Origin of the sequence: Sorangium sp. So ce119 (genome assembly GCF_051524405.1) — a bacterium.
Taxonomy (GTDB): Bacteria; Myxococcota_A; Polyangia; order Polyangiales; family Polyangiaceae; genus Sorangium; species Sorangium cellulosum_G.
Genome location: NZ_CP150310.1, coordinates 11628292 through 11653717, shown reverse-complemented (window position 1 = coordinate 11653717; position 25426 = coordinate 11628292). Strand labels below are relative to the sequence as shown.

At 72.0% G+C, this 25426-nt stretch carries 19 protein-coding genes; 4 read left to right on the top strand and 15 right to left on the bottom strand.

Features of this window, described 5'->3' with window-relative positions:
* Positions 1 to 8: 8 nt before the first annotated feature.
* The 4 genes from WME76_RS44015 to WME76_RS44000 form a co-directional block, all read right to left on the bottom strand.
* A complete protein-coding gene (locus tag WME76_RS44015) occupies positions 9 to 1112 on the bottom strand; it encodes an ABC transporter ATP-binding protein (RefSeq protein ID WP_437958125.1) in 1104 nt (367 codons plus the stop codon).
* A 13-nt stretch (positions 1113 to 1125) separates the two neighbouring features.
* Positions 1126 to 1941, bottom strand: coding sequence for an HAD family hydrolase (locus WME76_RS44010; protein WP_437958124.1), 816 nt, complete (start codon positions 1939 to 1941; stop codon positions 1126 to 1128).
* Positions 1942 to 2122: 181 nt separating this feature from the next.
* Positions 2123 to 3454 carry an aspartate kinase gene (locus WME76_RS44005; protein WP_437958123.1) on the bottom strand — a complete coding sequence of 444 codons (1332 nt, stop codon included), beginning with the start codon at positions 3452 to 3454 and terminating at the stop codon, positions 2123 to 2125.
* A gap of 143 nt (positions 3455 to 3597) precedes the next feature.
* A complete protein-coding gene (locus WME76_RS44000; protein ID WP_437958122.1) occupies positions 3598 to 4890 on the bottom strand; it encodes a YkgJ family cysteine cluster protein in 1293 nt (430 codons plus the stop codon).
* 545 nt (positions 4891 to 5435) lie between these two features.
* Between WME76_RS44000 and WME76_RS43995 the strand changes: the two genes are divergently transcribed.
* Entirely contained in the window at positions 5436 to 6908 is a 1473-nt protein-coding gene (locus WME76_RS43995; protein WP_437958121.1) for a DUF4215 domain-containing protein, read from the top strand.
* A 163-nt stretch (positions 6909 to 7071) separates the two neighbouring features.
* Here the strand turns inward: WME76_RS43995 and WME76_RS43990 are convergent, their stop codons facing one another.
* From WME76_RS43990 to WME76_RS43945, 10 genes are all read right to left on the bottom strand, one after another.
* On the bottom strand, positions 7072 to 8658 hold the full coding sequence (locus tag WME76_RS43990) for an MSCRAMM family protein (protein WP_437958120.1): 1587 nt from the start codon (positions 8656 to 8658) through the stop codon (positions 7072 to 7074).
* A gap of 243 nt (positions 8659 to 8901) precedes the next feature.
* Positions 8902 to 9303, bottom strand: a complete 402-nt coding sequence (locus WME76_RS43985) for a hypothetical protein (protein ID WP_437958119.1) — start codon at positions 9301 to 9303, stop codon at positions 8902 to 8904.
* An 829-nt stretch (positions 9304 to 10132) separates the two neighbouring features.
* Positions 10133 to 13189: a DVUA0089 family protein gene (locus WME76_RS43980; protein WP_437958118.1), complete on the bottom strand. Its 3057-nt coding sequence runs from the start codon at positions 13187 to 13189 to the stop codon at positions 10133 to 10135.
* A gap of 379 nt (positions 13190 to 13568) precedes the next feature.
* Complete coding sequence (locus WME76_RS43975) at positions 13569 to 14207, bottom strand: NAD(P)-dependent oxidoreductase (protein ID WP_437958117.1); 639 nt, start codon at positions 14205 to 14207, stop codon at positions 13569 to 13571.
* A gap of 107 nt (positions 14208 to 14314) precedes the next feature.
* On the bottom strand, positions 14315 to 15088 hold the full coding sequence (locus tag WME76_RS43970) for an endonuclease/exonuclease/phosphatase family protein (RefSeq protein ID WP_437958116.1): 774 nt from the start codon (positions 15086 to 15088) through the stop codon (positions 14315 to 14317).
* 18 nt (positions 15089 to 15106) lie between these two features.
* Complete coding sequence (locus WME76_RS43965; protein WP_437958115.1) at positions 15107 to 16357, bottom strand: phospholipase D-like domain-containing protein; 1251 nt, start codon at positions 16355 to 16357, stop codon at positions 15107 to 15109.
* A 114-nt stretch (positions 16358 to 16471) separates the two neighbouring features.
* On the bottom strand, positions 16472 to 17038 hold the full coding sequence (locus WME76_RS43960; RefSeq protein ID WP_061615071.1) for a cytochrome c maturation protein CcmE: 567 nt from the start codon (positions 17036 to 17038) through the stop codon (positions 16472 to 16474).
* A gap of 117 nt (positions 17039 to 17155) precedes the next feature.
* Positions 17156 to 17773, bottom strand: a complete 618-nt coding sequence (locus tag WME76_RS43955; RefSeq protein ID WP_437958114.1) for a hypothetical protein — start codon at positions 17771 to 17773, stop codon at positions 17156 to 17158.
* 354 nt (positions 17774 to 18127) lie between these two features.
* Positions 18128 to 19744, bottom strand: coding sequence for a sigma-70 family RNA polymerase sigma factor (locus WME76_RS43950; RefSeq protein WP_437958113.1), 1617 nt, complete (start codon positions 19742 to 19744; stop codon positions 18128 to 18130).
* A gap of 106 nt (positions 19745 to 19850) precedes the next feature.
* The gene (locus WME76_RS43945; RefSeq protein WP_437958112.1) at positions 19851 to 20492 is read right to left on the bottom strand and encodes an RNA polymerase sigma factor; all 642 of its coding nucleotides are present in this window, start codon (positions 20490 to 20492) and stop codon (positions 19851 to 19853) included.
* An 862-nt stretch (positions 20493 to 21354) separates the two neighbouring features.
* Between WME76_RS43945 and WME76_RS43940 the strand changes: the two genes are divergently transcribed.
* The 3 genes from WME76_RS43940 to WME76_RS43930 all read left to right on the top strand — a co-directional run bounded on the left by WME76_RS43940 (position 21355) and on the right by WME76_RS43930 (position 24024).
* Positions 21355 to 21867 (top strand): ClpX C4-type zinc finger protein, encoded by a 513-nt coding sequence (locus WME76_RS43940; RefSeq protein WP_437958111.1) that lies wholly within the window; start codon positions 21355 to 21357, stop codon positions 21865 to 21867.
* A 1078-nt stretch (positions 21868 to 22945) separates the two neighbouring features.
* Positions 22946 to 23596 carry a hypothetical protein gene (locus WME76_RS43935; protein WP_437958110.1) on the top strand — a complete coding sequence of 217 codons (651 nt, stop codon included), beginning with the start codon at positions 22946 to 22948 and terminating at the stop codon, positions 23594 to 23596.
* Entirely contained in the window at positions 23593 to 24024 is a 432-nt protein-coding gene (locus tag WME76_RS43930) for a hypothetical protein (protein WP_437958109.1), read from the top strand. Before WME76_RS43935 ends, WME76_RS43930 begins: the two co-directional genes overlap by 4 nt.
* A gap of 162 nt (positions 24025 to 24186) precedes the next feature.
* Here the strand turns inward: WME76_RS43930 and WME76_RS43925 are convergent, their stop codons facing one another.
* On the bottom strand, positions 24187 to 25263 hold the full coding sequence (locus WME76_RS43925; RefSeq protein ID WP_437958108.1) for a hypothetical protein: 1077 nt from the start codon (positions 25261 to 25263) through the stop codon (positions 24187 to 24189).
* Positions 25264 to 25426 lie beyond the last annotated feature (163 nt).

Here is a 25426-nt window from a genome sequence, read left to right as displayed (position 1 = left end):
CCCCCGGCTCATGACGCGATCCGCGCGCCGGAGCCGGCGTCGAACCAGAGCACGGCGCGCGGGTCGAGCCGCGCGCGCACCGACTCCCCCGGCGCGGGTGTCGCGAAGCCGTGCGCCCGCGCCCGCAGCCGCGTCCCCGCGGCGTCGAGGTACAGGAACGTCTCGGCCCCGAGCGGCTCCGCGACCACGACGCGCGCCGCGATCTCCACCTCGTCCACCGCGCCGCGCGCCCCCGCGTCCCCCTCCGCCGCCGCCCCCAGCGCCACGCGCAGGTGCTCCGGCCGCACGCCCGCGACGACCCGGTCGGGCAGCGCCGCCCCCGGCGGGGCGGGCAGCGCGAGCGCCGCGCCCTCGTACCGCGCGCCGGAGCGCTCGAGCTCGATCAGGTTGATCGCCGGCGTGCCCAGGAAGCCGGCGACGAACACGTTCGCCGGCGCCTCGTAGATGGCGCGCGGCGGGCCGACCTGCTGGAGCTCGCCGGCGCGGAGCACCGCGATGCGGTCGCCCATGGTCATCGCCTCGACCTGGTCGTGGGTAACGTAGACCGACGTCGTGCCGAGGCGGCGCACGAGCGCCGCGAGCTCGACCCGGAGCTCGGCGCGCAGCGCGGCGTCGAGGTTCGAGAGCGGCTCGTCGAACAGGAACGCCGCCGGGGCGCGCACGATCGCGCGGCCCATGGCCACGCGCTGGCGCTCGCCGCCCGAGAGCTCGCCGGGGCGCCGGTCGAGCAGGTGGCCGATGCTGAGCAGCGCCGCCGCCTCCTCGACGCGCCGCGCCCGCGCTGCCCTGTCGACCCCGCGCATCCTGAGCGGGAAGCCCATGATGTCGCGCGCTGTCATGTGCGGGTACAGCGCGTAGCCCTGGAAGACCATGGCCACGTCGCGGTCCTCCGGCGCGACCCGGCTGACGTCGCGCCCGCCGATCGACACCGTGCCGCCGTCGGGGCTGTCGAGGCCCGCGATCAGCCGGAGCGCCGTCGATTTGCCGCAGCCGGAGGGGCCGACGAGCACGAGCAGCTCGCCGTCCTCGACCTCGAGGGAAAGGCCGGCGAGCGCGGCGCGCTCGGCGTTCGGGAAGCGGCGGGTCAGGCCGCGGAGCGAGAGGGTGGCCATGGCGGCAGCAACGCTAACAGTCGAGCAGGAGGAGCCCCGGGATCGAGCCCGCGACAGCGAGCAGCTTCGGGCTCGGGGAGACCGCGACGGGCACCCGGGCGATCCTCAGCAGGGCGGCGTCGTACGCGCTGTCACCGAAGGCCGCAAGCACGGCGAGCTCGGGGAAGATGCGCTCGAGCGCCTGCGTCTTCCCCTCGCCGTACGTCGCCGGCGCGCCGAGCTCGGGGGCGATCCGGCCCTCGCGGACGGCCGGGGTCATGGCGGCGACCCGCTCGGGCGCGACGCCGAGCCGCGCGACAGCGCGCTCGATCACGAACCGCGGCGACGCCGACACAACGAACACCGGCGCGCCGCGCGACCGCGCCCACTCGAGGATCGGCAGCAGCGCCGGCCGGATCCGCCCCGCGTGGCCCCTGTCCTCGAGCACGCGGTCGACGAGGGCGGCGAGCTCGTCCTCGCGCCACCCCGCGAAGGCCCACGCCATCATCGCGAAGGCCCGGTCCTCCGGGTATTTCTCGGCGGCGAACGCCGCGTAGAGCGCGCTCGCGATCTCGTGCGCGCCGCCCTCCGCGGCGACGCCGAACGCCTCGGCCTCGCGGCGCAGCGCCGCCTCCGCCTCGGGCCGCGCGCAGCGCCCGGCGAGGAACGCCTCGAACAGGTCGATGCCCACGTCCCCGTCCCAGAGGGTGCCGTCCGCGTCGAACGCGAGCGCCGCGCTCGCGCCGACCGCGCCGCGCTCGGCCTCGAGGCGCCGCAGGATGTCGCTCGTGCTCACGCGCGGGATGGGCAACAACGGCGCCCCGCTTCCATCGCCCTGTGCTGCTGTCATGGTCCTCCCCGGGCCGGACGTCCGCTCCGGCCGAGGACCACGCCTACTGCGGCGCGCGCGTCGCGTCACGCCTGTCAACGTCCTGTCACGCCCCGTTCCCGGGGCGGCGGCCGGGCGCCGTGAGCCATCGCGGCGGCGCGGCGCCGGCCCGCCGCCCCGCGGCTCGCCCGCTCGGAGGGCGTCAGCTCGCCTTCTCGAACAGCGATCGGTGCAGCACGGCGACCGCGGGCGCGACGTTCGCGTCGTCGATCACCATGCACAGGTTGATGCTGCCCATCGCGTAGCTCAGCATCTCGACGTTGACGCCGGCCTGGGACATCGCCTCGAGCACCTGCGCGGCGACGCCCTTCTGCCGGGGCAGGCCCTGGCCGACGATCACGAGCGTCGTCCGGTTGGGCAGGACCTCGCAGGCGCCGAAGCGCTCCAGCTCGGGGAGCGCGCGGCCGAGCTTCCCGAGGTCGTCGGTGGTCATCGAGACCGACACCTCCGACGTGGTGATCACGTCGATCACGACCTCGTGCCGCGCCAGCACCGCGAGGACCTGCGCGAGGAAGCCGACCTCGCCGAACATCCGGGTCGAGCTGATCTTGAGCACCACCTGCCGCTCGCGGTACGCGATGCTGGTCACGGCCGGGGACGCGGCGTCGGTGTTGAAGTCGATCACCGTGCCGGGGTGATCCGGCCGGTTCGTGTTGAGCACCCGCACCGGGATGCCCTTCTCCATGGCGGGCAGCAGCGTGGAGGGGTGCAGCACGCGGGAGCCGAAGAACGCGAGCTCCGCCGCCTCGTCGAAGTGCATCGTCGGGATGTTCCGGGCCGTCTTCACGACGCTCGGGTCGGCGGTCATCACGCCGTCGGTGTCGCTCCAGATCTGCGCCTCCTCGGCGCCGAGCCCCGCGGCGAGCAGCGTCGCCGTCAGGTCGCTCCCGTTGCGGCCGACGGTCGTGATCTCGCCGGCCTCGTTGCGGCCGACGAACCCGGTGACGATCGGGACGACGCCCTCGGGGACCCGCTCGGCGAACATCGCCTTGGCGCGGGCGTCGAAGCCGGGCAGCGGGCGCGCGCGGCCGAAGTTCGCGTCGGTGATGAAGCCGAGGTCCCAGACGTCGTAGGCGCGCGCCTTCACGCCGCTCCGGGCGAAGAAGTCCGCGATGCAGCGCACGGCCATGCGCTCGCCGAAGCTCGCGATGTAGTCGAGGCTCCGCGGGCTGAGCTCCTTGACGAGGCTGATGCCGCGCAAGAGATCCTCGATCTCCTGGTAGAACGGCGCGAGCAGGTCGGGCGCGCAGCCGAGCGACTCGGCGACGGCGCGCTGCTTGCCGAGCGGGATCGAGGGGTCGAACCGCCCGGTGGCGGCGAGCTTGGCGGCGTTGATCAGCGCGTCGGTCATGCCCTTGTGAGCGGAGCTCACGACGACGGGGCGGCGGGCCACGCGGGCTCTGACGATGCTGAGGACCTTCTCGATCTGCGCGCGGCTCTCGACCGAGCTGCCGCCGAACTTCATGACGATCATTGCGCGTGCCTCCATGGGCCTGCCGGCCCGGTGGGCGCGGAATGATAGTCAGGGCCGGCCGCCAGGCGAGGAGGGAAGCGCTGTGTTCGCGGCGTGTTGCCCCGGGCCACGCCGCGGCGCCGATCACCGCACATTGAACGACGCTAGGCCTCGGTCGCCAGCAGGGCCCGGAAGCTGTCGCGCTTCGTGAGCAGGAGCCAGCGCAGGTTCTTCATGAGCTTGCCTTGCTCCGACAGCGCCGCGTGGCTCAGGAGGACGAGCTCGGCGACGCTGATGCCTTCCCGCACGTCCTCCAGCGAGACCTTGACCCTGCCGTCCGCCGCCGCGCGGCAGCGGGCGAAGCGGGAGATCACGACCGTGGCCAGCGAGAGGTCGAGCACGGCCGCGAGGAGGTGCCGGGGCGCCGAGAAGATGTGCCGGCGCTGGAGCACGAGGCGCAGGTAGTCCCTCACGATCGTCCCCTCGTCGGCGCCGAGGAACCGGTCGACCGTCCTCACCCGCTGCAGCTTGAACGGCTCCGGGATGAACAGCATGTCGACGGTGCCTCGCCCGAGCATCCAGGCGACCTTGTTGCCGGCGCTGCGCAGCGCCTGGAGCTGCGTCCACGAGGCCTTTCCGACCCGGTGCGCCTCCCGGACCCGCGACGGGTAGCAGAGGTTGCCGAGGAGGTGGGCGAACAGGACCCGCGCGTAGAACGAGGGCCTCTTGCGCGGCTCGAGCGGCGCGAGCTCCCCGGCGTCGGCCTGCCCGAGGGCGGCCTCGATCGACGCGTCCGTCGCGCGCTCGGCGCCCGGCGGGAGGGCGCGCTCGAAGGCGGCCGTCCAGTCATAGAGCCGCGCCAGGGTCGCGGCGGGCGACGCGCCGGTCGCGAGCTCGTCTTCCCAGCGCTTCACCGCGCGCAGGTACTGGGGCTGGGCCAGGATGACGCCGCCCAGGGTGGCGAGCGCCTTCGACATCCGCTCGGTGTCGCCCCGCTGCTCGAGCTTCGCCTTGAGCTGGAGGTCCACCGGCTTGCCGTAGTTCTCGCGGATCGACGGGCAGAGCTGGGAGAGCTGCGCGACGACGACCTCCTTCTCGTCGCGGACGAACCCGAACGGGAACGCCTGGCACGACTTGGGGATGTACTCGTGGCCGAACCGCTTCTGCATGCTGCAGAGCAGGTCGTCGTCGAGGAAGACGCACTGGAGCCGGCGGTCCTGCTCCCGCATCGGCAGCACGCCGCGCGCGATGACGAGCGCCCCCTCCTCCCCGGCGCGCTCCCGGACCCACGGCTCCTCGAGGTACCGCCTGGCCTCGTCGCTGCTGAAGCGGATGTTCCAGGGCAGCCGGCAGCAGCGAGCTGGGCAGTCGCGACACTCGAACTTCTGATCGGGGGGAGAGGAGAGCTTCGCCGCCGGAAGCTTCGTCGCCGGAGAGCGCTTCGTCTTCGTCGCCATGGGGCGGCGGACGATACAACGCGCCGGCGGGCTGCGCTTGGCCGCGCCGCCGCCATCTCCGCCACGCTCGCGCCGCCCGCCCGCTGGGTTCGCTGTGTCAAACAGCCCCACCCCGTCCGGGAGAAGCGGGCCGCGGGGCTCAGCCGTGGCAGAAGGCGACAGGCGAGCGGACGCGGGCAGAACGCGGACAAAAAGACAGCGCCGCCGGGGCCTCAGGGGGGCGAAGGCCACGCCGGCGGCGCTGACGTCCTATGAAGCACTCAGCGTGCCATCGGGCGCGCCCTGAGAATGACGCAAGAATGGCGACATTGCGTCGGGAACGTCCCTTCGAGGTTTCGATTCTGAAACGCCAGGGTCGCAGCATTGAACGATCGTAAAATCTCTTTGCTTACCACCACGTTTCGTCATGGACGCAACCAGTACAGCCAGAACCGTCTTTTTCTCGTGTTGTGGCACGCCCTGGCGTGCTCCGTGCTACGAGCGCTGTACCTCTTCTAAGGAGAAACAAGATGCGACTTGGTCTTCCCCTGTCAGCAATTACAGCGATGTGTCTGGCGCTCGCTGCGTGCGGTGACGATGATCCGGCGCCGCAAGGGACGTCGTCCGGCACCGGCGGCGAGGGCGGCGACGGCGGCCAGGGCGGCGACGGCGGCCAGGGCGCTGACGACGGCGAGGGCGGCCAGGGCGCTGAAGGCGGCCAGGGTGGCCAGGGCGGCGAGGCGGAGGCGAGGGCGGACGGCGAGCCCTGCACGACGAACGACGAGTGCCTCGGCGGGCTCTGCTTGACGGAGGAGACGTTCGGCTGGGCGGCCGGCTACTGCTCCGGGCTCTGCGACCCCGACCTCCTGCCGTGCGAGCGTGGGTCCGAGTGTCTGAACCAGGGCAGCTACTCGCTCTGCCTCAAGACCTGTGGAGAGGCCGACGACTGCGGGGGAGCGGGGCAGGCCTGCGTCGACGTGACCGGGGAAGGCGCGCTGATGTGCATCGGCGGCTGCGACGCCGACGATCAGTGTCAGGGCGCCTGCAACGATGATCTCGGGTACTGCGTCGCGTCCGGCGAGGTCTGCGACAACGGCGCGGACGACGACGCGGACGGGCTGCAGGACTGCGAGGAGCGCGACTGCGCCGCGCAGGGAGCGTGCGCCACGAGCATCGCCGCGGCCTGCACGGGCGCGACCGAAGTGTCCGAGGGAGGGACGTTCTCCGGCACGACGGAGGGCGGCACCAACCTGTTCGGCGCGCTGTGCGAGACGCTCGGCGGCACGTACGCCGCCGGCGTGGGCAGGAACGAGCGGGTCTTCCAGTTCGTCGCCCCCGCCAAGGGCATCGTCGAGATCGCCGCCCGGGCGACCGAGGGCGACTTCGACTGGTACGTTCGGACCGGCTGCGACGACGCGGCGACGCTGCTCGGCTGTCTGCCCGCCTACGCCGCGGACGACGCGCCCGTGGAGCTCCCCGTCGAGGAGGGCGACACCTACTTCCTCTACATCGAGGGCACGGAAGACGCGGAAGCGGCGTATGCGCTCGACGTGTCCTTCGCGGCGCAGGTCTGCGGCGACGGGAGGCGCGTCGGCACGGAGGAGTGCGACGACGGCAACACCGCGGACGACGACGTGTGCTCGAACGCGTGCGTGGTGAACACGGAGGCCGCGTGCGCGGCCGCGTTGCCGATCACCGCGGAGACCACGGAGGGGGACGCGTCCGAGGGCACGCAAGGCTTCACGGGGTCGTGCGGCGGCGCCGGCGGTGAGGTCGTGTATCGGTACACCCCTGCTGCGAGCGGCGAGGTGACGATCACCGCCACGCCGGTCGGCGCGGCCGACGTCGTCCTCCACGCGCGGACCGACTGCGCGGACCGGGACAGCGAGCTCGCGTGCGCGGATGACCCGCTCGACGCCGCGGTCGCCGAGTCGATCACGCTGACGGTGACCCAGGCAGCGCCGATCGACATCTTCGTCGACAGCTACGACAGCGGCTCCTCGGGGGCGTTCACGCTGACGATCACCCCGGCGGAGTGACCTGCTGCCGGGCGAGGGCGCCCCGCAGGGGGCGTCCTCGCGACGCCTCGACTCCACCACATCGCACATCGCCGGCGCGGCGCTCCTGGTCGCCACAAAAGCGGACCGGCCGTCCGGGAGGCGCCGCCTCCGGGACAGCCGGGGATCGCCGCCGGCGGCGCGTTCACTGCGGCGGCGGCGGCGGCGAGCCCCCCCCGGCGGGCGGCGCGTCGGGCACGCGCACGTCCATCGTGGCGACCTCGCCCGGCTTCACCTGCACGCCGACGTTGGCGATGGTGGACTCGACGCTGATCACGTAGAGCCCGGGCGAGATCGCGGACACGCGGTACGAGCCGTCCTCCGCGGTGACCAGGGAGTACAGGCCGATCGAGTTGTCGTCGGCGAACGGCGTGGCCAGCGTGAGGCGAACCCCGGGGAGCGGCTGCCCGCCCGCCGTGACGCGGCCGCGGATCTCGCCCGTGCCCCCGGGCGGCAGGGCGACGTTCTGCTCCGTCTCCTTTCCCTCCTCGACCTCGAGGTCGACGAGCCTCATCCGCTCTCCGTGCTGCGCCATCATGCGGATCGGGCCAGACGGGATCTGGTCGAAGCGATAGCGCCCCTCCGCGTCGCTCGTCGTGTTCACGAAGCCGATCCGCCGCTGCAGCAGCGTGAGCCGGACGCCGGCGAGCGGCGCCCCGTCGGATCCTCGCGCCACGCCGGAGATGCTGCCGCCGGGCGACATCACGAGCTTCACCGGCGGGAGGTTGTCGCAGCCCGCGACATCGACGTTGACCGTGCTCACGGCGTTCGCGCCGTCGTAGCCGCGCACGGCGATCGTGCCCTTCGGCACGTTGGGCAGGACGAACGAGCCGTCGTCCTCGCTCTGCGCCTGGGCGGCGGCCTCCAGGGCGACATTGCTCATCTGGCCGGCGGCGAGCAGCGACTCCGCGTCGACGAACACCCCGGGCAGCGGAGCGCCGGACGGGTCCACGGCGCGCCCGGTCAGGGTGCACCCCTCGGGGACGGTCAGATCCACCTTCTCGACGTCCCCGGGCCGCACCCTGACGAACGGCGAGAACGCCGGCGCGTGATCCGCCGTCGTCGCCCTCACGATGACGGGCCACGACGGGAGCTGGGCGACGCGGTAGGAGCCGTCCGGGCTCTCGAACACGCGGGAGAACAGGGGCGGCGGCGCGGGGTCGTCCTCCGTCACGGGCGAGAGCACGTCGATGGAGAACCGCCGCACGGGCTCGCCGCGCTCGTCGAGCACGCGCCCCTCGATGGCGCCGCTCTTCGGGAGCACCAGGCTCACCGTCTGGCCGCTGTGCGCCGTCGTCGACGTGGTCCCGTATCCCTCGACGTTCGCGCTGAGCTGGTAGGTCCCGTCGGGGAGCGTGAGCTCGAACCGCCCGGCCTCGTCGCTCTTCGCGGTGCCCGCGGTCGTCAGCACGTTGCCGGCGACCTCGAAGGCGGACGCGACGACCGTCGCGCCCGCGAGGGTGCTGCCGTCGGTCGCGTACACGCGGCCGCTGATCGTGGGGCGCGCCTCGGGCGGCGCCTCGTGCGCGCCGCGGAGGAGCGCCCGGTTGCGGTAGCGGGCGCGCTTCTCCGCGCCGGCGGCGGCCGGGGGCCTCGCGCCGGGGGCGACCTCCTCGCGGCCCGGGCGCAGGAGGAGAAAGAGGATGACGCCGGCGAGGGCCGCCGTGAGCAGCCCGAGGGCGACCCACAAGGGCCGGCGCGAGGGTCTCCGTGTCGAGGAATCGCGTTGCATGGTTGCTCCTGCAGATGAGTTGACCTGGCCAAAGCGCTTCGGCCGGACGCTGGACGCAGAAAGAAAGAGGGGTCGCCGGCCGTCGCCAGCGACCCCTCCTCCTCCTGCGCGGCGCGCTCCGAGAGATCCGCCCCCTGTCCTGCCCGGGGCCTGCGTTGTGGGCTTCTGGACAGGGAGTCTCTCGACGATGATCCGCGCGCCGAGCGCCGCCCTACCGCCGGTACGAAACCGGACCTGTGTGCGTCACGGCCCTTGGACCGGGGTCATCTTGATCTGCCTGGCGGAGCTCAGGGGGCTGTACTTCATCAAGGCCACCATGACGCCGTTGTAGGCATCCGAGGTCCCATGAAAGCTGGAGATCGGCTGGATCTGGCCGTGCGCGGTGATCCCGTAGTTGTTCTCCTGCGGATCGATCTGGATGTACCCCTGGGTGAACTGGTAGCTGGCAGCGTAGCAGTCCCCCCACTCGAACGTCGGGCTGTACAGCATCCTGCTCTGAGCCACCCCGATCGGGCCGCCCCCCTCGGAGAACCAGTTGACGTGGTTCGAGCACACGGGATCCCACGGGCTGGACAGCAGGTGCTCCTCGAGCTGACCAATCATTCGCCCGAGGGCGACCTGCCGGATTCCGGTGCTGGTGGTCACCTTGTACATCATATCATTACGCATAGCCATCGCGCTGCCGGAGACCGACGTCACGACAGCGAAAGCGAGCGCCAAACGAGCAATCTTCTTCATGAGAAATACCTCCGAGGAATCGAATCTGTGGTGAAGTTTTGTTGCAGATACCTATCCAGATCGTCACCCAAGGGATTCATGCCCCGGGGCTTGCGCCAGGGGAGCGATGCCCCGACGGGCGCGGCGCGCGTTGTCGCCGGCCCGTCATGGTCACGCTCCCGGAGGAACCCGCCCCGAGGTCATGACGCGAACAACAGGAGACTATTCTCCCCGCGGGTTCACGCAAGCACTTTTGATTGGCAATTCTGCGGTCGGAAACACGACTGACATAGAACCAGGGAGAATAACGGCACTCCTCGACTATGCGCTCGAATCCTCTGCCTGGAACGCACCCCATGGGCTCCCACATCCAGCCGAAGTATCACGCACCAGCGCGCCAGAGGCGCTGTGCGGGGCGCCGCGAAGAGCGGTCCAGGCCCGGAGTGGCCAGCGGGGCGCAGCGCGGGCGCACGCGGGGCGCGCGAGGCAGGAACGCAGGGATTTCGCGCGCGTCTTCGCGCCCTGTGGGCCGATGACGCCTGTGGGTCCTGACCCGCCATGAGACGCCGATGAGCACCGAGTGGCCACCTCCTCGCCGAGGCGCGATGGTGCGCGGCAGTCTCGCGATGATGGGAACTCCAGATATCGAATCATCGCGCGGCGCCGGGTCCGTCCGGGCCTCTCCCGGCGACGCCCGGAGCGGGCGCGCGCCCGCTCGGCTGGACGTGGCGCGGCGGCCCCGGCGGCGCCGCGCGGGTCAGCGGAGCGTGACGGCCAGCCGGTAGTCGAAGACGGCCGCGGAGCCCGCCGCGCCGGACGAGGCGCGGACCCGCAGGAAGTACGTTCCCGCCGGGAGCGCGCGCGCGCCGGGGTGGCGCGGGGCGCTCCCGGTGCCGTCGAGGAGCGAGCAGTCCCCCCGGCCGCCGTCGTCGTCGTCCGCGAGGATCAGGCCCTCTCCGTCGAGCAGCGACAGCCGGCTGTCCATCTCGAGCGACTCGCACGTCTCCGCGCCGCCCTCGACGATCTCCGCGCGGATCGAGCGGCCCTCCGGGAGGTCCACGGCGTAGAGGTCGAAGTCGTCGATCGTGCGCGCGCCGGCGATGACCACGTCGGAGCCGACAGGCCCGTTCGCCTCGGCGAGGGTGCCATTCGGCTCCTCCTCGGCCCCCGCCGGGGCGAGGACCTTCGCCTGGAGGAGGTAGATCGGGATCGCCGCGCCGCCGTCGCGCGCCGCGACCTCGACGAGGTGATCGCCGGCCGGCAGCCCGAGGACGAGCGCCGAGCACCCGCCGATCCCGCCCGCGTACTCGGCGTCGGAGAGCCCCTCGTCCGTCGCGACAAGCGCGCCCGCGGCGTCGCGCACGCGGAGCGTCGTCGCGATGCCCCCCTCGCAGCCCGCGGCGGTGCCGTCGAGGACCTCGAGGCGCACGACCGCCGCGGCCGGCAGGCTCACGCGGAACACGTCCCTGTCGCCGCCCGCGTCGATGCGCGCCGCGATGAGCGCGTCGCCCGCGATCACGACCTCGCCCGCCCCGGCCTCCGCGGGGGTGTCGTTCGGCTCGATCTCCGCGGTCGCCGCCTCGATCTGGCAGTCGGCGCTGCACCCGTCGCCGCCCGCGGCGCCGCCGTCGTCGCACCCCTCCGGCACGTCGACGAGGCCGTCGCCGCAGACCGGGAGGCGCTCGCAGCCCGGCGTGCAGCCCGCGCCGCCGTCGCACTCCTCCGCGCCCTCCGTCACGCCGTCGCCGCACGAGGCGTCGAGCGAGGCGCGCAGCGTGTAGCGGGCGTCCAGCACCCCGGGGAAGCCGTGGACGAGCACGTAGTAGGTCCCCGGGGCCAGGCGGCGCGCCGAGGCGCCGCCGGGGCTCGTCGGGTCGATGAGCGAGCAGGCGCCGGCGCCGCCGTCGTCGTCGGAAGCGAGCACGGTCGCCCCGTCCGGCGCCAGCAGGACGAGCGCTGTGTCGACGCCGTCGGCGCACCGATCGGGGCCGCTCGCGTCGAAGGTCTCGAGACGGAGGTCCGAGACGGTCGTGAGGCGCAGGGCGAAGACGTCGACGTCGGTGTCCGGGTCGAGGACGCCGGACACGAGCGCTCCCGGCGCCACGGCGCCGTTCGCGTCCGCCTCGGCCGGGGTCGCGTTGGGCTCGATCTCGGCCGTCGCCCCCTCGAGCCGACAGGCAGCGTCACAGCCGTCGTCGTCTTCCGTGTTGCCGTCGTCGCAGACCTCGGGATCGTCGATGAAGCCGTCGCCGCACGCCGGAAACCGCTGGCACGTCGCCTCGCACGCGGGGCCGCCATCGCACTCCTCGTGACCCTCGACGACGCCGTCGCCGCACAGGGCGGCTATCCGCGCGCGCAGGGTATATCCGGCGGTGGAGGCTCCACCATAGGCCTCGACGCGCACAGGGTAGATCCCCGGCGCGGCGATGACAGCCTGGATGCGCGAGCAATCCTTCTCGCCGCCGTCGTCGTCCTCGCCGATCAGCGCGCCGTCGGGCCCGAGGAGCTGCACCACGGTATCGACGTCGCGGCAGGAGGTCGGGCCGCTCGCGTCGAAGGTCTCGATGACGAGGTCGGCGATTCCGGGGACGTCGATGGCGAAGTGGTCGACGTCGCCCGCCGGGGAGATCCACGCCGAGAACAGCGCGCCCGACGCGGTCGCCTGCCCCGCGGTGGCCTGCTCCGGCGCGTCGTTCGGCTCGGCTTCCGGGAGCGTCCCCTCGAGCTCGCACGCGGCGCTGCAGCCGTCTCCGCCCTCGGTGTTGCCGTCGTCGCACGCCTCGGGGCCGTCGATGGCGCCGTCACCGCACACCGCGATCCGCGCGCAGTCCTCCGAGCACCCGTCGCCGCCGTCGCACGCCTCGGCCCCCTCGACCACGCCGTCGCCGCAGAGCGCGGTGAACACGACGAGGAGGTCGTACCCGGGGATGGTGGCGTCGCGCGTGAACTCCTCGACGGTCACGTAATACGTGCCTGGCCGGAGCTGCGTCGCCCAGGGGGCAACGGTGGAGTCGATGAGCGAGCAGGCCTCGGGGCCGCTGTCGTCGTCGCTCGCCAGCACCGTCGCGCCGTCCGCGTCGAGGAGCTGGAGGAAGGTGTCGACGCCCTGGGAACACGCGCTCAGGCTGCCCGGGTCGAACGTGGCGAGCTGGATCTCCGCGAGGCGCGGCACCACGAAGGCGAAGACGTCGACGTCGCCGAGCGGCTCGATCGCCCCCGTGACAAGCTCGTTCGGCCGGAGGGCGCCGCGCTCATCGGCCTCGGCCGCGGTGTCGTTCGGCTCGACCTCGCGCACCGGAGCGTCCAGCTCGCACGCGGCGCTGCAGCCGTCGCCGCCGGTGGTGTTCCCGTCGTCGCAGAGCTCCGGGGGCTCCAGCGCGCCGTCGCCGCACACCGCGGTGTCGAGGGTGAGCGAGAGCGTGTAATCGAGCGTGTGTTCGAGCGTCGCGGGCTCCACCTCCGGGGAGATCTGCACGCTGATGAAGTAGTCCCCCGCGCCGAGCCTGTTCAGCGTCAGGAAAGAACACGTGTTGTCGTCGGCGATATCATCGTTGCTGTCGAGGGCCACCATGCTGCCGTCGAAGATCGTCACATACGTATCCACGCCGAGCGAGCTGCACGCCGTGCCCAGCGGTCCATCGAGCGTCTCTGCCTTGAGCCGCCCGACCGCCCCGTCGGGGACGCTCACCGAGAACACGTCCACGTCGCCCGCGGGGTCGAGGAAGGCGCGGATTCGACCGTCGGGGGCGATGCAGAAGGCGTCGTTGGCCGACGCGAAATCGTCGTTCGGCTCGACCTCGCCCCCGGGCTCCACCTGACATGCGCGCGAGCAGCAATCGCCGTCCTCGTTGCCACCGCTTCCGGCCTCTCCACTGCTACCGGCCTCTCCACTGCTACCGGCCTCTCCACTGCTGCCGGCCTCTCCACTGCTGCCGGCCTCTCCGCCACTGCCGGATACAGCGGGCTCATCGATCCTGGTGCGGTCCACGGTGGCGAGGAGCTCGCACCCGACCAGGGCTGGAACCGCCAGTCCTAGGAACAACGGGAGTGCGGTCCTGGAAGGAAAAAACATGGATACTGCGGCCTCTGCTCGGCGCCGTGACGGCAGAAGAGCCGAAGTCTCCCCGGCGCCGCGGCGGCAGCAGACTCAAAGCCCACCGTCGCGTCAAGGGACAGGGCGCGAGCGCCGCGCCTCAGTACGCCACGGCGACGGCCTTGCGAACGAAGTCGTCGCTGTCGAGCTGCGCGATCATGAAATGCGCGGTGTCCTCGCGCGAGATCGTGGGACCACCGATGAAATAGCCATCCATCGGCAAGTGGTCGACGCTGGCGCGGTACTCCTTGCTGAGCCGCCCGTCCGTGAGCTTGGGCGGCCGCACGAGGGTCCAGGCCACATCGCTCTTACGGACGGCCTCTTCCATGCGCACCATGTCGGAATACCGGTTGCGGAGCAGCGGCTTCACCAGCAGGCGGAACCAGAGCGCGCTCTGCTGATCGTCGACGCCCGCCGAGGTGATGGCGATGAGGCGGCGGACGCCGTGCTCCTTCATCGCGCGGAGGACGTTGACGATGCCCTCGGAGTAGACGCGCGTCGGCCCCAGGCCGCGCGACCCGAGGGCCGAGAGGACCGCGTCGTGGCCGGCGACGGCGCGCGACACCTGCTCGGCATCCATGATGTCGCCGCGGAGCGCGCGCAGCCGCTCATGGTGCGGAACGGGGATGGTGGCGGGATTGCGCGCGAACGCCGAGACCTCGTGGCCGGCCTCCAGGGCCTGACGCACCAGCGCGGCGCCCGTGCCCCCCGTCGCCCCCAAGATCAGCAGTCTGCTCATGCGCCCCGAGCCTACCCGGTCTGCGGCAGCGGGTTCAACACGCGCGTGTCACGCCGGGCTCATCCGCCGAGATCTGCTCTGGAGCCGGGCGAGAGGCGCTCCGCCCGTCAGGCGCCGAGCCGCAGCCACGCGACCACGCCGTGGTGATCCGAGCCGGAGAACGGCGCCCGCTCGCAGCGCGTGATCGTCCACCCCTCCCCGGGCTGGACGAAGACATAATCGATGCGGCGCAGCGGCAGGCCCGCCGGCCAGGTGCCGCCGGGCTTGCCGGGGTGCGTCTGCTTCCACGCGTCGAGCCAGCTGGCCTCTCCGGCGCTCGCCTGGAGGTAACAGACCGCCTCCTCGCTCGGGAGCGCGTTGAAGTCGCCCATCAGCACGGCGCCGAGGCTCCTCGACTTCTCCCGCTCGCGCGCGGCGAAGCTCACGAGCTCCCGCACGGTGCGCGCCCGCGCGCGCTTCGACAGCGAGAGGTGCGTGACGAGCACGTCGATCACCGCGCCCGCGTGCCGGATCGCGGCGCGCAGGACGACGCGCTGGCTGTCGCGCTCGAACGGGTCGTCGCGATCGAGCGTGAGCGCCTCGACGGAGTGGTCGAGCACCTCGATGTCCTCCCTGCAGAGCAGCGCGACGCCCTCGCACTCGCCGCTCGCCGCGACCCTGCCGGGCGCGAACCAGGCCCGGTATCCGCCGACGAGCCGCGAGAGCTCGCCTGCCTGCCCGAGGTCGCCGCTCGCGGCCGGCGCGTGCACCTCCTGGAGCCCGATGATGCAGGGCCGCAGATCGCCGAGGAGGCGGGCCAGCATCGTCCGGCGCCGCTCCCAGAGGGCGACGCCACCCCAGATGTTCTGGGTCAAGATGACAAGTTCGCGTTCGTGGCTCAAATGCCTCCTCCTAGGGCGTCAGTCCGGGGATGTCTTGACCAGCGCGTCGAGGACGCTCAAGGCCCCGTGAGCGAGCCAGTCAATCGCCTTGTCCGGGAGCGACCGCGCCGCGAGCGTGCCCCGGGTCACCGGCCGCGAGTCCGCCCTGTCCCGCGAGAACAGGTCGGCCACCCGGGCCACGAACTCCGGATCGAACACGAAGAGATTCACCTCGTTGACGGCGCTCAGGCTGCTCGGGTTCGCGTTGAAGGTGCCAATCGTGCACCAGTCATCGTCGACCAGCGCGAACTTCGAGTGCATGACGTCCCGCTGGTACTCGAAGAGCCCGAAGCCGCGATCGAGCCACGCGGCGTGCTCGGCGCGCGCTGCCCGCTGGATGATCGGCAGATCGGTCTGGCCGGGGAGGATGATCTGGACGTCGACCCCGCGCCTGGCCGCGTCGACGAGGTCCTGGAGCATCCCGGACGGCGGGAAGAAATAGGCGTTCTCGATCCAGACGCGCTCCCTCGAGCGCCGGATCGCCTCGCGGTAGCGGGCGTAGACGCGCGCGTTGTCGTCCGGCGTGTCCGCGACGAGCTCGAGGTCCGGGTACTTGCGCCCGGTCGCGTAGTCGCGCAGGCCGCCGCCCTCGCCGTCGGCCTCGCGCCAGCGCTGCTCGAAGAGGTACGCGAAATCGCCGACGCAGGGGCCCTCGATGCGCATACAGACGTCGTGCCACCCCTCGCCGCCGCGCCGCTCCGGGAGCCACTCGTCCCCCCACGCCGCGCCGCCGGTGTAGGCGAAATCGTCGATCACGATCACGCGCGAGTGATCCCGCGGCAGGAGCCCGCCGCGGCCGAGCGCGATCGCCATGGGGCGGTAGGCGCGGACCTCGACGCCGCGGCGCCGGAGCTCCTCGAAGAACGGGGTGTCGGTCTCGTTCGAGCCGAGCGGATCGTAGAGCAGCCGCGCCCGCACCCCGCGCGCGGCGGCCCGCCCCATGACCTCCGCGAACGAGCGCCCGAGCAGGTCGTCGCGGTAGATGTACGTCTCGATGTCGACGCGCCGCTCCGCGCGGTCGACGTCGCGGAAGATCGAGCCCAGCACCGACTCCATGCCGGGCAGCAGGGTGAGCGCGTGCTCGGCCGTCAGGATGGGGCCCACGGCCTTCGGCGCGTCGGCGCCGGCGCCCGAGGACGCGGCGGCGCGAGCGACCGGCGGGACGCCCGGCGCAGGCACGCTGCGGCCATCGTCGATGGGGCTGTGCAACCGGCGCTCGCGGAAGATCATCGCCGCAGTGTGGAGGATGCGCGGGGGGAGGCGAGCGCTCTACCGGGCCCGCCTTTTGTCTTCTTCTTCGCGGCGCGCGCGGCGCGAAGAAGAAGACAGGCGGCAGGGGCGCGCTCAGTTGAGAGAGAGCGGGCCCTCGCCGGCCTTGGCGTCGCCCTTCATCTCGTGCGAGTTGGGATCGTACTTCGAGCTGCACTTCGCCATCACGAGGCTCGCCTCGAAGTTGCCGTCCTGCGTGAGCGCGCCCTCGACGGTCACCTGGACGCCGCCGCTCGGGACGTCGCGGAAGGTGTCGGGGATGACGCACTGGGCGTAGCGGACCGGCAGCTCGGCCTGCGTGCCGTGGATCTGGAAGCGGTACTCGCAGGGCTGGTCGCGCTTGACGAGCGTGCCCGGGACGAGCTCGCCCTCGACGCGGACCTTGCGGCCGGCGAGCTTGTCCTTCGAGGCGAGGAGCTGATCGACGGGCGTCGCGTAGACGGCGGCTTCCTTGAAGCCGACGAGGAACAGGGCAACGAGCGCGCCCACCATGACGAGCAGCGTCGCCAGCAGGCCGACGCTGCGCGACGGGCGCGGCTTCGGCTGCGCGCTCGACGCGGCCGGCTTCACGACCGCCGGGGTCTCCTGCTGCTCTGCGAGAGACAGCGCCTGGGCCAACTCTTCATCCAGCTTCTTGCTCATCGTGGAACCCTTCAGGCCCAGGCTAGCCCGCGCTCCACGGCCGGTCGAGCGCCACCTGCTCCGGCCCGCGCCCGATCGGCGGCAACCCGGGCGGCATCCCGCAAGATCTGGACAGCCTTACCGGACTTGTCCCTCGCGAGCGGACCGCTCGAACTGGCGCGCCTGGTCGCGGAGGATCGAGACCTCCTCGGGATCCGGGGACGTGAAGCGGACGCGCAGCCCGTCCGCCGCCTCGACGACCCTGCCGCGCGCGCCGGTGCGGGCCATGTCGAACAGGCGGCAGCGCGTCCCGACGTCGCCGGGCGGCTGCTGTCCCGCCTGCCCGATCGCGCCGAGGTGCGCGTCGAGCTGGCGGGCGAGCGTGTCGAGCGAGGTCGCGCTGGCGCCGGGGCTCGGCGTCATCACGAGCTGCACGCCGCCCGGGATGTCCTCCGCGCTGATGCTCGTCGCCGCCGCGATCTGCTCGCAGAGCGCGTGCTCGTCGACGCCGCGCTCCGCGCGCTCGCCCGTCCGCCCCTCGTCGGCGGGGCCCCTGTCGAACTCGCCGCCCGGCCCCGGCGGCGCGCGCCTCGGCGCGGCGCCCGGCGGCTGTTCGTCCGCGTCGTAGGGCATCTCGTCCTGGGGCACCTCGGATTCGAACGTCGGCGTCCCGGTGACCGGCTGGGCCGGCCGCCGCTCCCCGCCGCACCCGGAGGCGAGCGCGAGGAGCGCGAGGGATGCCAGAGTTACGTGCATGCGGTGAATCGTGCGGCGAGTCGACGCGTTCATGGAGGCCTCCTGGAGTTTCTCCGCCCTGCCCGACAGCAGCCGCCGTGCCCGCGGGCGCGCGCCCCGCGACGATCGCGGCCCGTACAGAGCGACACCGCGGTGCACGCTCCGGCGTGCGCGCCGACGATCGTCGCCGCATCTGTGCCAGGCTCGGCCGCCGCCCCCTCCCGGCCGCGCTGCGAGGGAGGCCAGGCACGCGAAGCATGCGACGCCCCCGATCGCTCGTCTCCCTCGTCGTCCCTCCTCGCTGCGCTGCTCGTGCCGCTCGCTTGCTGCGCGGGCGCGTGCTCCGTGCTCGCCCGAGGCAGCGTGCCTGAGCCCTCACGGGCCGTTCAAAGCCGCCTCGATGGCCGGGAGAAACATGGCGTGAGGGAACGCCGCGCGGAACCGCTCGGCTCGCGCGCCGGCGTCGGCGCGCCGCCCGGCCTGGACGAGCGCCTGGATGACCAGCGCCTCGCGCTGCTGGGCTCTCGGGCTGCGCGGATAGCTCCGCTCGTGCAGGGCCAGCACGTCGAGCGCCTCGGTCGCCTTCCCTTCGCTGAGCGCGATGCCGGCGCTGCTGAGCAGGGCGCTCTCCTCGGCCGTGTCGTGCTCGCCGGGCGGAACTGCCTTGCGGGATGGGGCGCGTGATGGCGCCGCAGCCGCCACGTCCACGGCCGCCGGGGCCCCGGCGCTCACGACCGCGTCGGCCACGGCGAATCCGCCTGCGGCGCGCCCGCCGCGCGCGGCCCCGGCGCGCTCGGCTGGCTCGGGAGCGGCGCCTTCGACCTCGGCGCGGACGAACACCACCGGCGCCGCAGCAGGCGGCGGGAGCGCGGCATGGAGCACGCCCGCGCCCACCCCGGCCCCCCCGACGAACAGCGCCGCGCCTGCCTTGATGAGCCTGGATCGCGCGATCGTGACGAGCGGCGACGTGCGCTTCTCCCCGGTGGCGCCGCCGGCCTCCACCGCGCTCCCGGGGCGGCGACGATGGGGCGAGGAGGCACCTGCATGGGGCCGCGCTGTAGGGCCGCCGGAGACGCTGTCCGTGCCGTCGCCCAGCCCGCCGGTCGAGGCGAGCGACCGCTCGAGCCGCGCCCACAGCGGTCCGGCGAGCTCCTGCGCCCGTCCGATCCCGCCCCTGCCCGCATCGAGCAGCATGGGCCTGTCGTCCAGAGCGAACGGCGCCAGGGCGAAGCGCAGGCCACGAAGGCCGAGCGCGTCCGGGTCCCGCGCGGAGAGCCGTTTCACCGCGGCCGTGAACTCCTTGCGGGCGCGTCTCAGCCGGTCCCATGCGGTGTTCACGGGGATCTGGAGGGCCTGCGCGATGTCGCGCATGTCGCTTCCCTCGAGGTCGTAGAGCACGAACACCGCTCGTCGCTCCCACGCGATATGCTGGATGAGCTCGCGGACGATACGCTGCGTCTCGGCCTGCGCGACCCGGCGCTCGGCATCGAGCCCGGGGTCCGCGATCTCGATGGGCTCGGCGTCGTCGAGCGCGAGCAGCTCCCGCTGGTTCCGGGCGAGCTGCCGGTGGCGAAGGGCGACATGCGCGCTGATGCCCGCGACCCACGGCTTGAGCGACAGGCGAGGATCGTGGTCGTCGAGGCGCCGGTGAACGACGAGAAACACCTCGTGCGCGACGTCGTGGAGATCGCGAGACGCAACGCCGAGCCGCCAGAGCACCGCGAGGACGTAGGGGAGCAAGGTCTGGTAGGCCTCCTCGAACGAGGGCCGCGGCGACGCCCCGATGGCCGGCGCAGGATCCCGATCGGCTGCGGCAGCGGGCTCTGGGTCGAGCGCGGGCGTCCTCTCCGAGGCGGGTGCAGGCGCCGCCTCCAGGGCGGGTGCGAGCGCAGGCGCCGGGTCGGGCGCAGGCGTCGCTTCCGAGGCGGTTGCAGGCGCCGGCGCCGGGTCGGACCCAGGAGGGGGCGCTTGGCGTGTTGGGGGCACTTTCATGGACAGGTAATCCGGCGAGGCCGCCCGGATCGTTGCGAAATCGTACACCGGCTCGACGCGACCGGCCGAGCGGGTACCGAGCGGAGGCCTCACCCCGGCGGCAGCGTCACCGGACGGCGCCCTCACCGAACGGCGGCCTCGGTGAGGCGAGCCTTTCGGCGAGCGCCTTCCTGGCGCAACGCAGCCGGCTGGCGGCGGAGTTGGGGTTCATGCCGCGCGCTCGTGCCCAGGCGGCGAGGCTCAGGGGCCCGGCCGCTGCGAGGAGGACCTCGCGATGGCCCACGGGGAGCGCGGCAACGCCGCGGAGCGCGGCGCGGGCGAGGAGCTCGCCCTCGATCTCGACATGCGCCCTGCCGGCGGGCGCGCGGGGCGCGCCGCGCAGGATCGCGCGGCGGACGTAGGCACTCTCGCGGTGATGGGACACCTGGCGCCAGACGATGCCGTGCAGCCATGCGCGCAGCGCGTGGCGCGTGTGCCGCCGCGGGTCCGGGCGGTACCTGCGCGCTCGGATGGCTTCCCAGGCGCCGAGGAGCGCCGTCTGGAGGAGATCCTCTCGGTCGCGGGCGGGAACGTGGAGGGCGCGGAGCAGGAGGGCGACGAACGGTCGCTCGGTCCAGAGGGCCTCCATCGAGGGCGAGGCTACCGGGTGGAGCGCCTCGTTCGGCCTGATGCGGGCGCGGCGGCGCGCCCGGGAGCCCGGCGCATCGGAGGACAGGCGGCGTCCCTCCCGCCGGGGAGCGACGGGCATCGGGGTCTTCATCGGAGCGGCTTCCGGGACTGCCCCGCTTCTCGCTGCACAATCGACGGGCCCGCGTACCGGTGGGGCGCCAGAGCGCTCGTTCCGGCGGCAGGCCCGGAACGGGCGCGACGCGGGCGCGCACGTGAACGCGCTGCGGGCTGACCTCGACCCTCGCCGTCGTGTCGAGCGGTCGGTGTTAGGCCCGGAGCGCGGCCTCGTCGAGGGCTGTCGGCGTCGAGGTGAGCATGGGCGAACTCGCAATCGCGCCGGCGTCGAGGTCCACCCGGACGAGCGCGGCGCGGCCTGGCCGCTGTCCACAAAGGCGAACGTTGCGCGGCCCGCGTCGAAGCCCTGGGCAGCACGGCGCTCTTCCTGAGCTCGTCGACGTGCGCATCCCGATGCTCGACTACGCCGCGAACTCAATCGCTGAGACCGACCGCTCGCATCACAGTCAACTGCGTGTAGAGGAAACGATGCCGTGCATGGAGCTATGCCATGGGACCAAAAGGATTTCTGCCGACACGCTGGCATTTTGCGCTCGGATTTCTGGGCGCCATGGGAACAACGACAAAATTGATGGCCGAACCAGCGGATCACGCCACCCATCATGTTGACGCGCTCAGCGACAACAATTACAAATTTTTTGCGGACACAGCGATCGCGGAAGAACCGTATTCACCAGACGAGAACGACGCAAGCAACGAACCGATATCACCGAATGGACGAAGGCACAGTGCTACAAGGCATGGAAGCACAACATGAAATTATGTAACACATCGCCACCAAACCTGCGACCGGCGTGCTGGGCGGCCGGCTCAGCACTGCTTGCCGCTTGCCTCAAGACGGCGAAGTAGTTCAGGAAGTACGCGACATGACGCTCGACGACGAGATCACGGCGGTTGAAGATCTAGTCCAGGTTGCACAAACGGCAGTAACCGAGCATCTCGAACGCGCAACAAATGATCTGCATCTCGAACGCAAGACACTGAACCGCTACCAGGATTTCCTGAATTCCACAATTACCAGCGCAGAATCCACAATAAGACACTGTAGAGAGACGGCGTCGGCTCTGACCGCGTCGCCTGGTGCGTCCACAAACATCGGGCAATACATCCTCGCAGTAGCACGCGAGTCCATCAGATTGATGTACGCCGCAATGGCCGTCATCGAGGAACTTGCCGGAACCGGAGGCCACCTCAACGCACGGCGAGGTGGGATTGCACACGTATTGGAAACCGCGGTTCCCAGGTCGTGCTCGTTCTGCGGAAAGACCGACACAGATTCGAAGCTTGTGGCTGGGCCAGAAGCTAACATCTGCGCCTCCTGTACTCGCCTGGCCTGTGGAGTGCTAGGAGTAGAGTTGTCCGCGAGCGAGACCGAGTAGCGTCCGCTGGGAGCGGAACGCCCCCTCGCTTTGGGTGTTCCGTTCCGCGGTCGACCAAGCCGCGGGACCGCTCGCGGGCCTCGCTGGCCACGCGGCCGAACTCGACAACGACCCGCAGCTCGCGGCGCTGAGCACCGCCGCCCGGAGAACGGTCCCACGACCGAAACGGAGGCGATCGGCACGGCCAAGATCATCCGCTGCAAGAGACATGAGCACGGCGCCGACTGCATGACGCGGTGCACCGACGCAGGAATCTCTTGACCGGCCGGACGAAAACACCCGTACCAAGGCAATCTCGCTCGGGATCCCAGCCCCGGGCGCTCTGAACTCGCCGCCGCCTGCGCCGACCGACCCGACGCGGCCATTCGCATCTTGGTCCCACCCGATCCGGACGCGTCCGCGCGGGCGGGAACGTCGAGGGCGCGGAGCAGGTGGGCGATGAACGGCCGCTCGGCACCGAGGGCCTCGATCGAAACGAGACCACCGGGTGGAGCGCCTCTCTCGGCGCGACGCGCGCGGCGGCGCGTCCCGGGGTTCCGGTACATCGGAGGACACGCGGGAGACGGGCGCATGACGACGAGCGATCGGCAACGGGGTCTTCATCGGAGCGGTTTCCGGGACTGCGCCGCTTCTCGTTGCACAATCGACGGGCCCGCCTACGCATAGGGCGCCAGAGCGCTCGTTCTGGCGGCAGGCGGGAGACGGGCGCAGGACGGGGACAGCTCGGGCCCTCATGAACGGCGTCGCGGGCGGTCGCCTGTCGAAAGATGAGAAAAGCATCTAGGTCTTCGCAATACGATCCAACGGGGGTGGGCTACCCCGGGGTTGGTCTGGCGGCGCCCTGGGGTCCCCTGGTAACGTGGCCGCACTTACGGCGGCGCGCCGTCAATGGCGCCGCAGATCATGAGGAGCGGCGATGGCGACGCGGACGCGACGTTGGCAGCGTGGGATCGTGGCGATGTGCTGTGCGAGCACCCTCGGGCTCGGGATTGGGGTCGCTTCCGGCGGATGCGGGACGCCGACGTCGTACTTCTGCCCATGGGATGAGGACGAAGGACCCAAGGGAACGCCTTGTGAGGTGAACGAGCCCCCGGACGCCGGTGGAGCTGGCGGGTGCGGCGGCGGCGATGGCGGCGATGACTGCGCGGCAGAGGACGACATGGACGTCGCCGTCGCGCCCGATTTCGGCGGCCCGATCCCGACAGCAGAGGTCTGCACAGGCCAGTGCGTGCCGAAGGAGCCGCTCGGGTGGTCCGAGCCCGCGCTGCTCTGGATCGGCTCCCCCGACGGTGTACCGAGCTGCCCTGCGACCGCGCCGATCGTCGGCTACGAGGGCTACGCGGATTTCGCGGCTCCGACCCCGCACCAGTGCCCCGCCTGCGCGTGCGACCCGCCAGAGGCTACGTGCGAGGTGCCGACGGAATGGAGGGCCTACGCCAGCTTCCCGTGTGGCGGCCCCGAGGCTCCCGCGACCTCGTTCGCTGCCCCGGATGGATGGGACGGGACCTGCACCTCGGCGAATGCCGTCGAGGCCGGACGGACCTGCGATGGCGCCCCGTGCGTGCAGTCGCTCGCGATCCAGGCGCCTCGCGTCGTCTCCGCGGGTTGCGCGCCGAGGGTCGCGGACGCGCCGGAGAACTCCGACGAGCCCGCGACGGCGGGGATCTTCGCGATCATCGCCCGGGCGTGTACCGGAAACGCGTCCCCCCGTGCGCGGATCCGGGCATGACCTGCACGCCGGCACCGCCGATCGGCGACGCCGCGCCGCCGGAGGGGTTTCTCACCTGCATCCACCACGAGGGAGAACAGGACTGCCCGGCCACGTACCCGGACCGGCATGTCTTCTACGCCGGCGTGGAGGACACACGCCGCTGCGCGCCTTGCGGCTGCACCGAGCCCACCGGAGCGACGTGCAGCGTCCTGGCCTCCGCGTTCAGCGACGAAGGGTGCTCGCAGTTCGTCGCGGGCCAGGTGATCACCTCCGACGCGTCCGACTGCGGGACCGTCGCTTCCGGGACAGCGCTCGGAAGCAAGTCGGTGAGCGTCGTCAGCCTCGATCCCGGACAATGCGAACCGTTCGGCGGCGAGCTGCTCGGCAGCATCGCACCGACCGCGGCGGCGACGTTTTGCTGTCACCGTAGTGCTGTCCCGGCCTGAGTCGGCGGCTCATCCCGCATCGGGCGCAACAGCGGCCTCGCCAAAGGGTGGCGAGGCGCGAGGGACGCCCCCGCGGCGCCCACGCGCTGCACGCGCTCGCAGCCGCCTCATGGGAATAGCTCCCTCGGGCGCGTCCGATGCTTCGCGAAACCGCATGCAGGTTCAGAAAAGAGCGTTCAGGCGGAGCGCCACTGCCTGCGAGATGGGCGCCGTCTTCCACCCTGATCCATGGGGCGATCGATGGACCGGTCGAACCGTGTTGATCGAGAGATCGCCGGTGAGCTGCCCAGCCAGGCGCACCGAAAGCGGCACCTCCAGCCCCGCACGGAGCCCGAGCGCTGCGTAGGGCAGCGCGAACTCCCTGCCGGTGCTCGCCCTGATCTGCCAAAGCCCGCCTGCCGTGGCGAGGGCACAGCCGAAGAACCAATCCATATGGCCGCAGGAAACCAGCGAGCCGCTCAACCCCGACACCTCGACGATCCGACCGCGGTAGGGCTCGGCGTCGATCGGAAGATCCCCGCGGGCCTCCAGCGAGAGCGAGAACCTCTCCCAGCGGGCGCCGGCGAAACCCGAGAACCCGACCGCCACCGACGGCGCCACGCCGGCGCCGAGCAGCACCCCGGCGCCAAGCTGAAGGCGCGGGCGATCCGGCGGCGGCCTCGGGCGCGGAACAGGTCGGGCTGGCGCAGCGACCGGGTGGGGCGGCTTCACGGCCGGCGCCCTGGGCGGCGCGTCCGGCGGGACGGGTGTGGCGGCATGCTCTGGGGTCGACAGGGCCGGCGGCCCTGAGGGCGGCGAGGCTGGCGCGCTCCCCGGTGCGAGCGGTGGTGGCAGCAACGGGCGCATGACGGCGCTCAGGGAGAGGCCGATGTCCCCCACGAGCACGCCGCAGATCGGGCTCGAGAGCTCCTGGCGGCCGAGCTCCCGGCCATCGCGGTCGTGAAGCGCGATCTCTCCCCGGAACGCCGGCCCCCTGCGCTGGACGACCACCTCGACGTGCCACGCGCCGTCGCGCACGAACGGGTCGACCCCGCCGAGCTGGCTCGCGACGATCTCCCGGAGGCTCGGCTCCTCGGGGCACCCCTCGGTGCCAGGGCCCCGCGTGTAGGACAGGCGCGCGCCGCGCGGCGCGACCTGCGCGAGCGCCACGGGCGCTGCCAGGAAGAGCGAGGCGGCGAGCGGCAGCGCGGCGCGTTTCGTCCTCCAGATCCGGTCGCGGGCGAGGAGCGGGCCGGGCATGAGCGGAACTCCCGTCTCCGTCATCCGTACTATTCCGGGAAGGTCCACCGGATTGTTGCAAAATCGTGCGCCCGAGCCGAAAAAGAATGCACGAGGTGTACAGGCAAGGTTTCCCTCGAACCTGAGCGAGATGTCACCTGGGATCGGGACTGGAGCGGTGTCG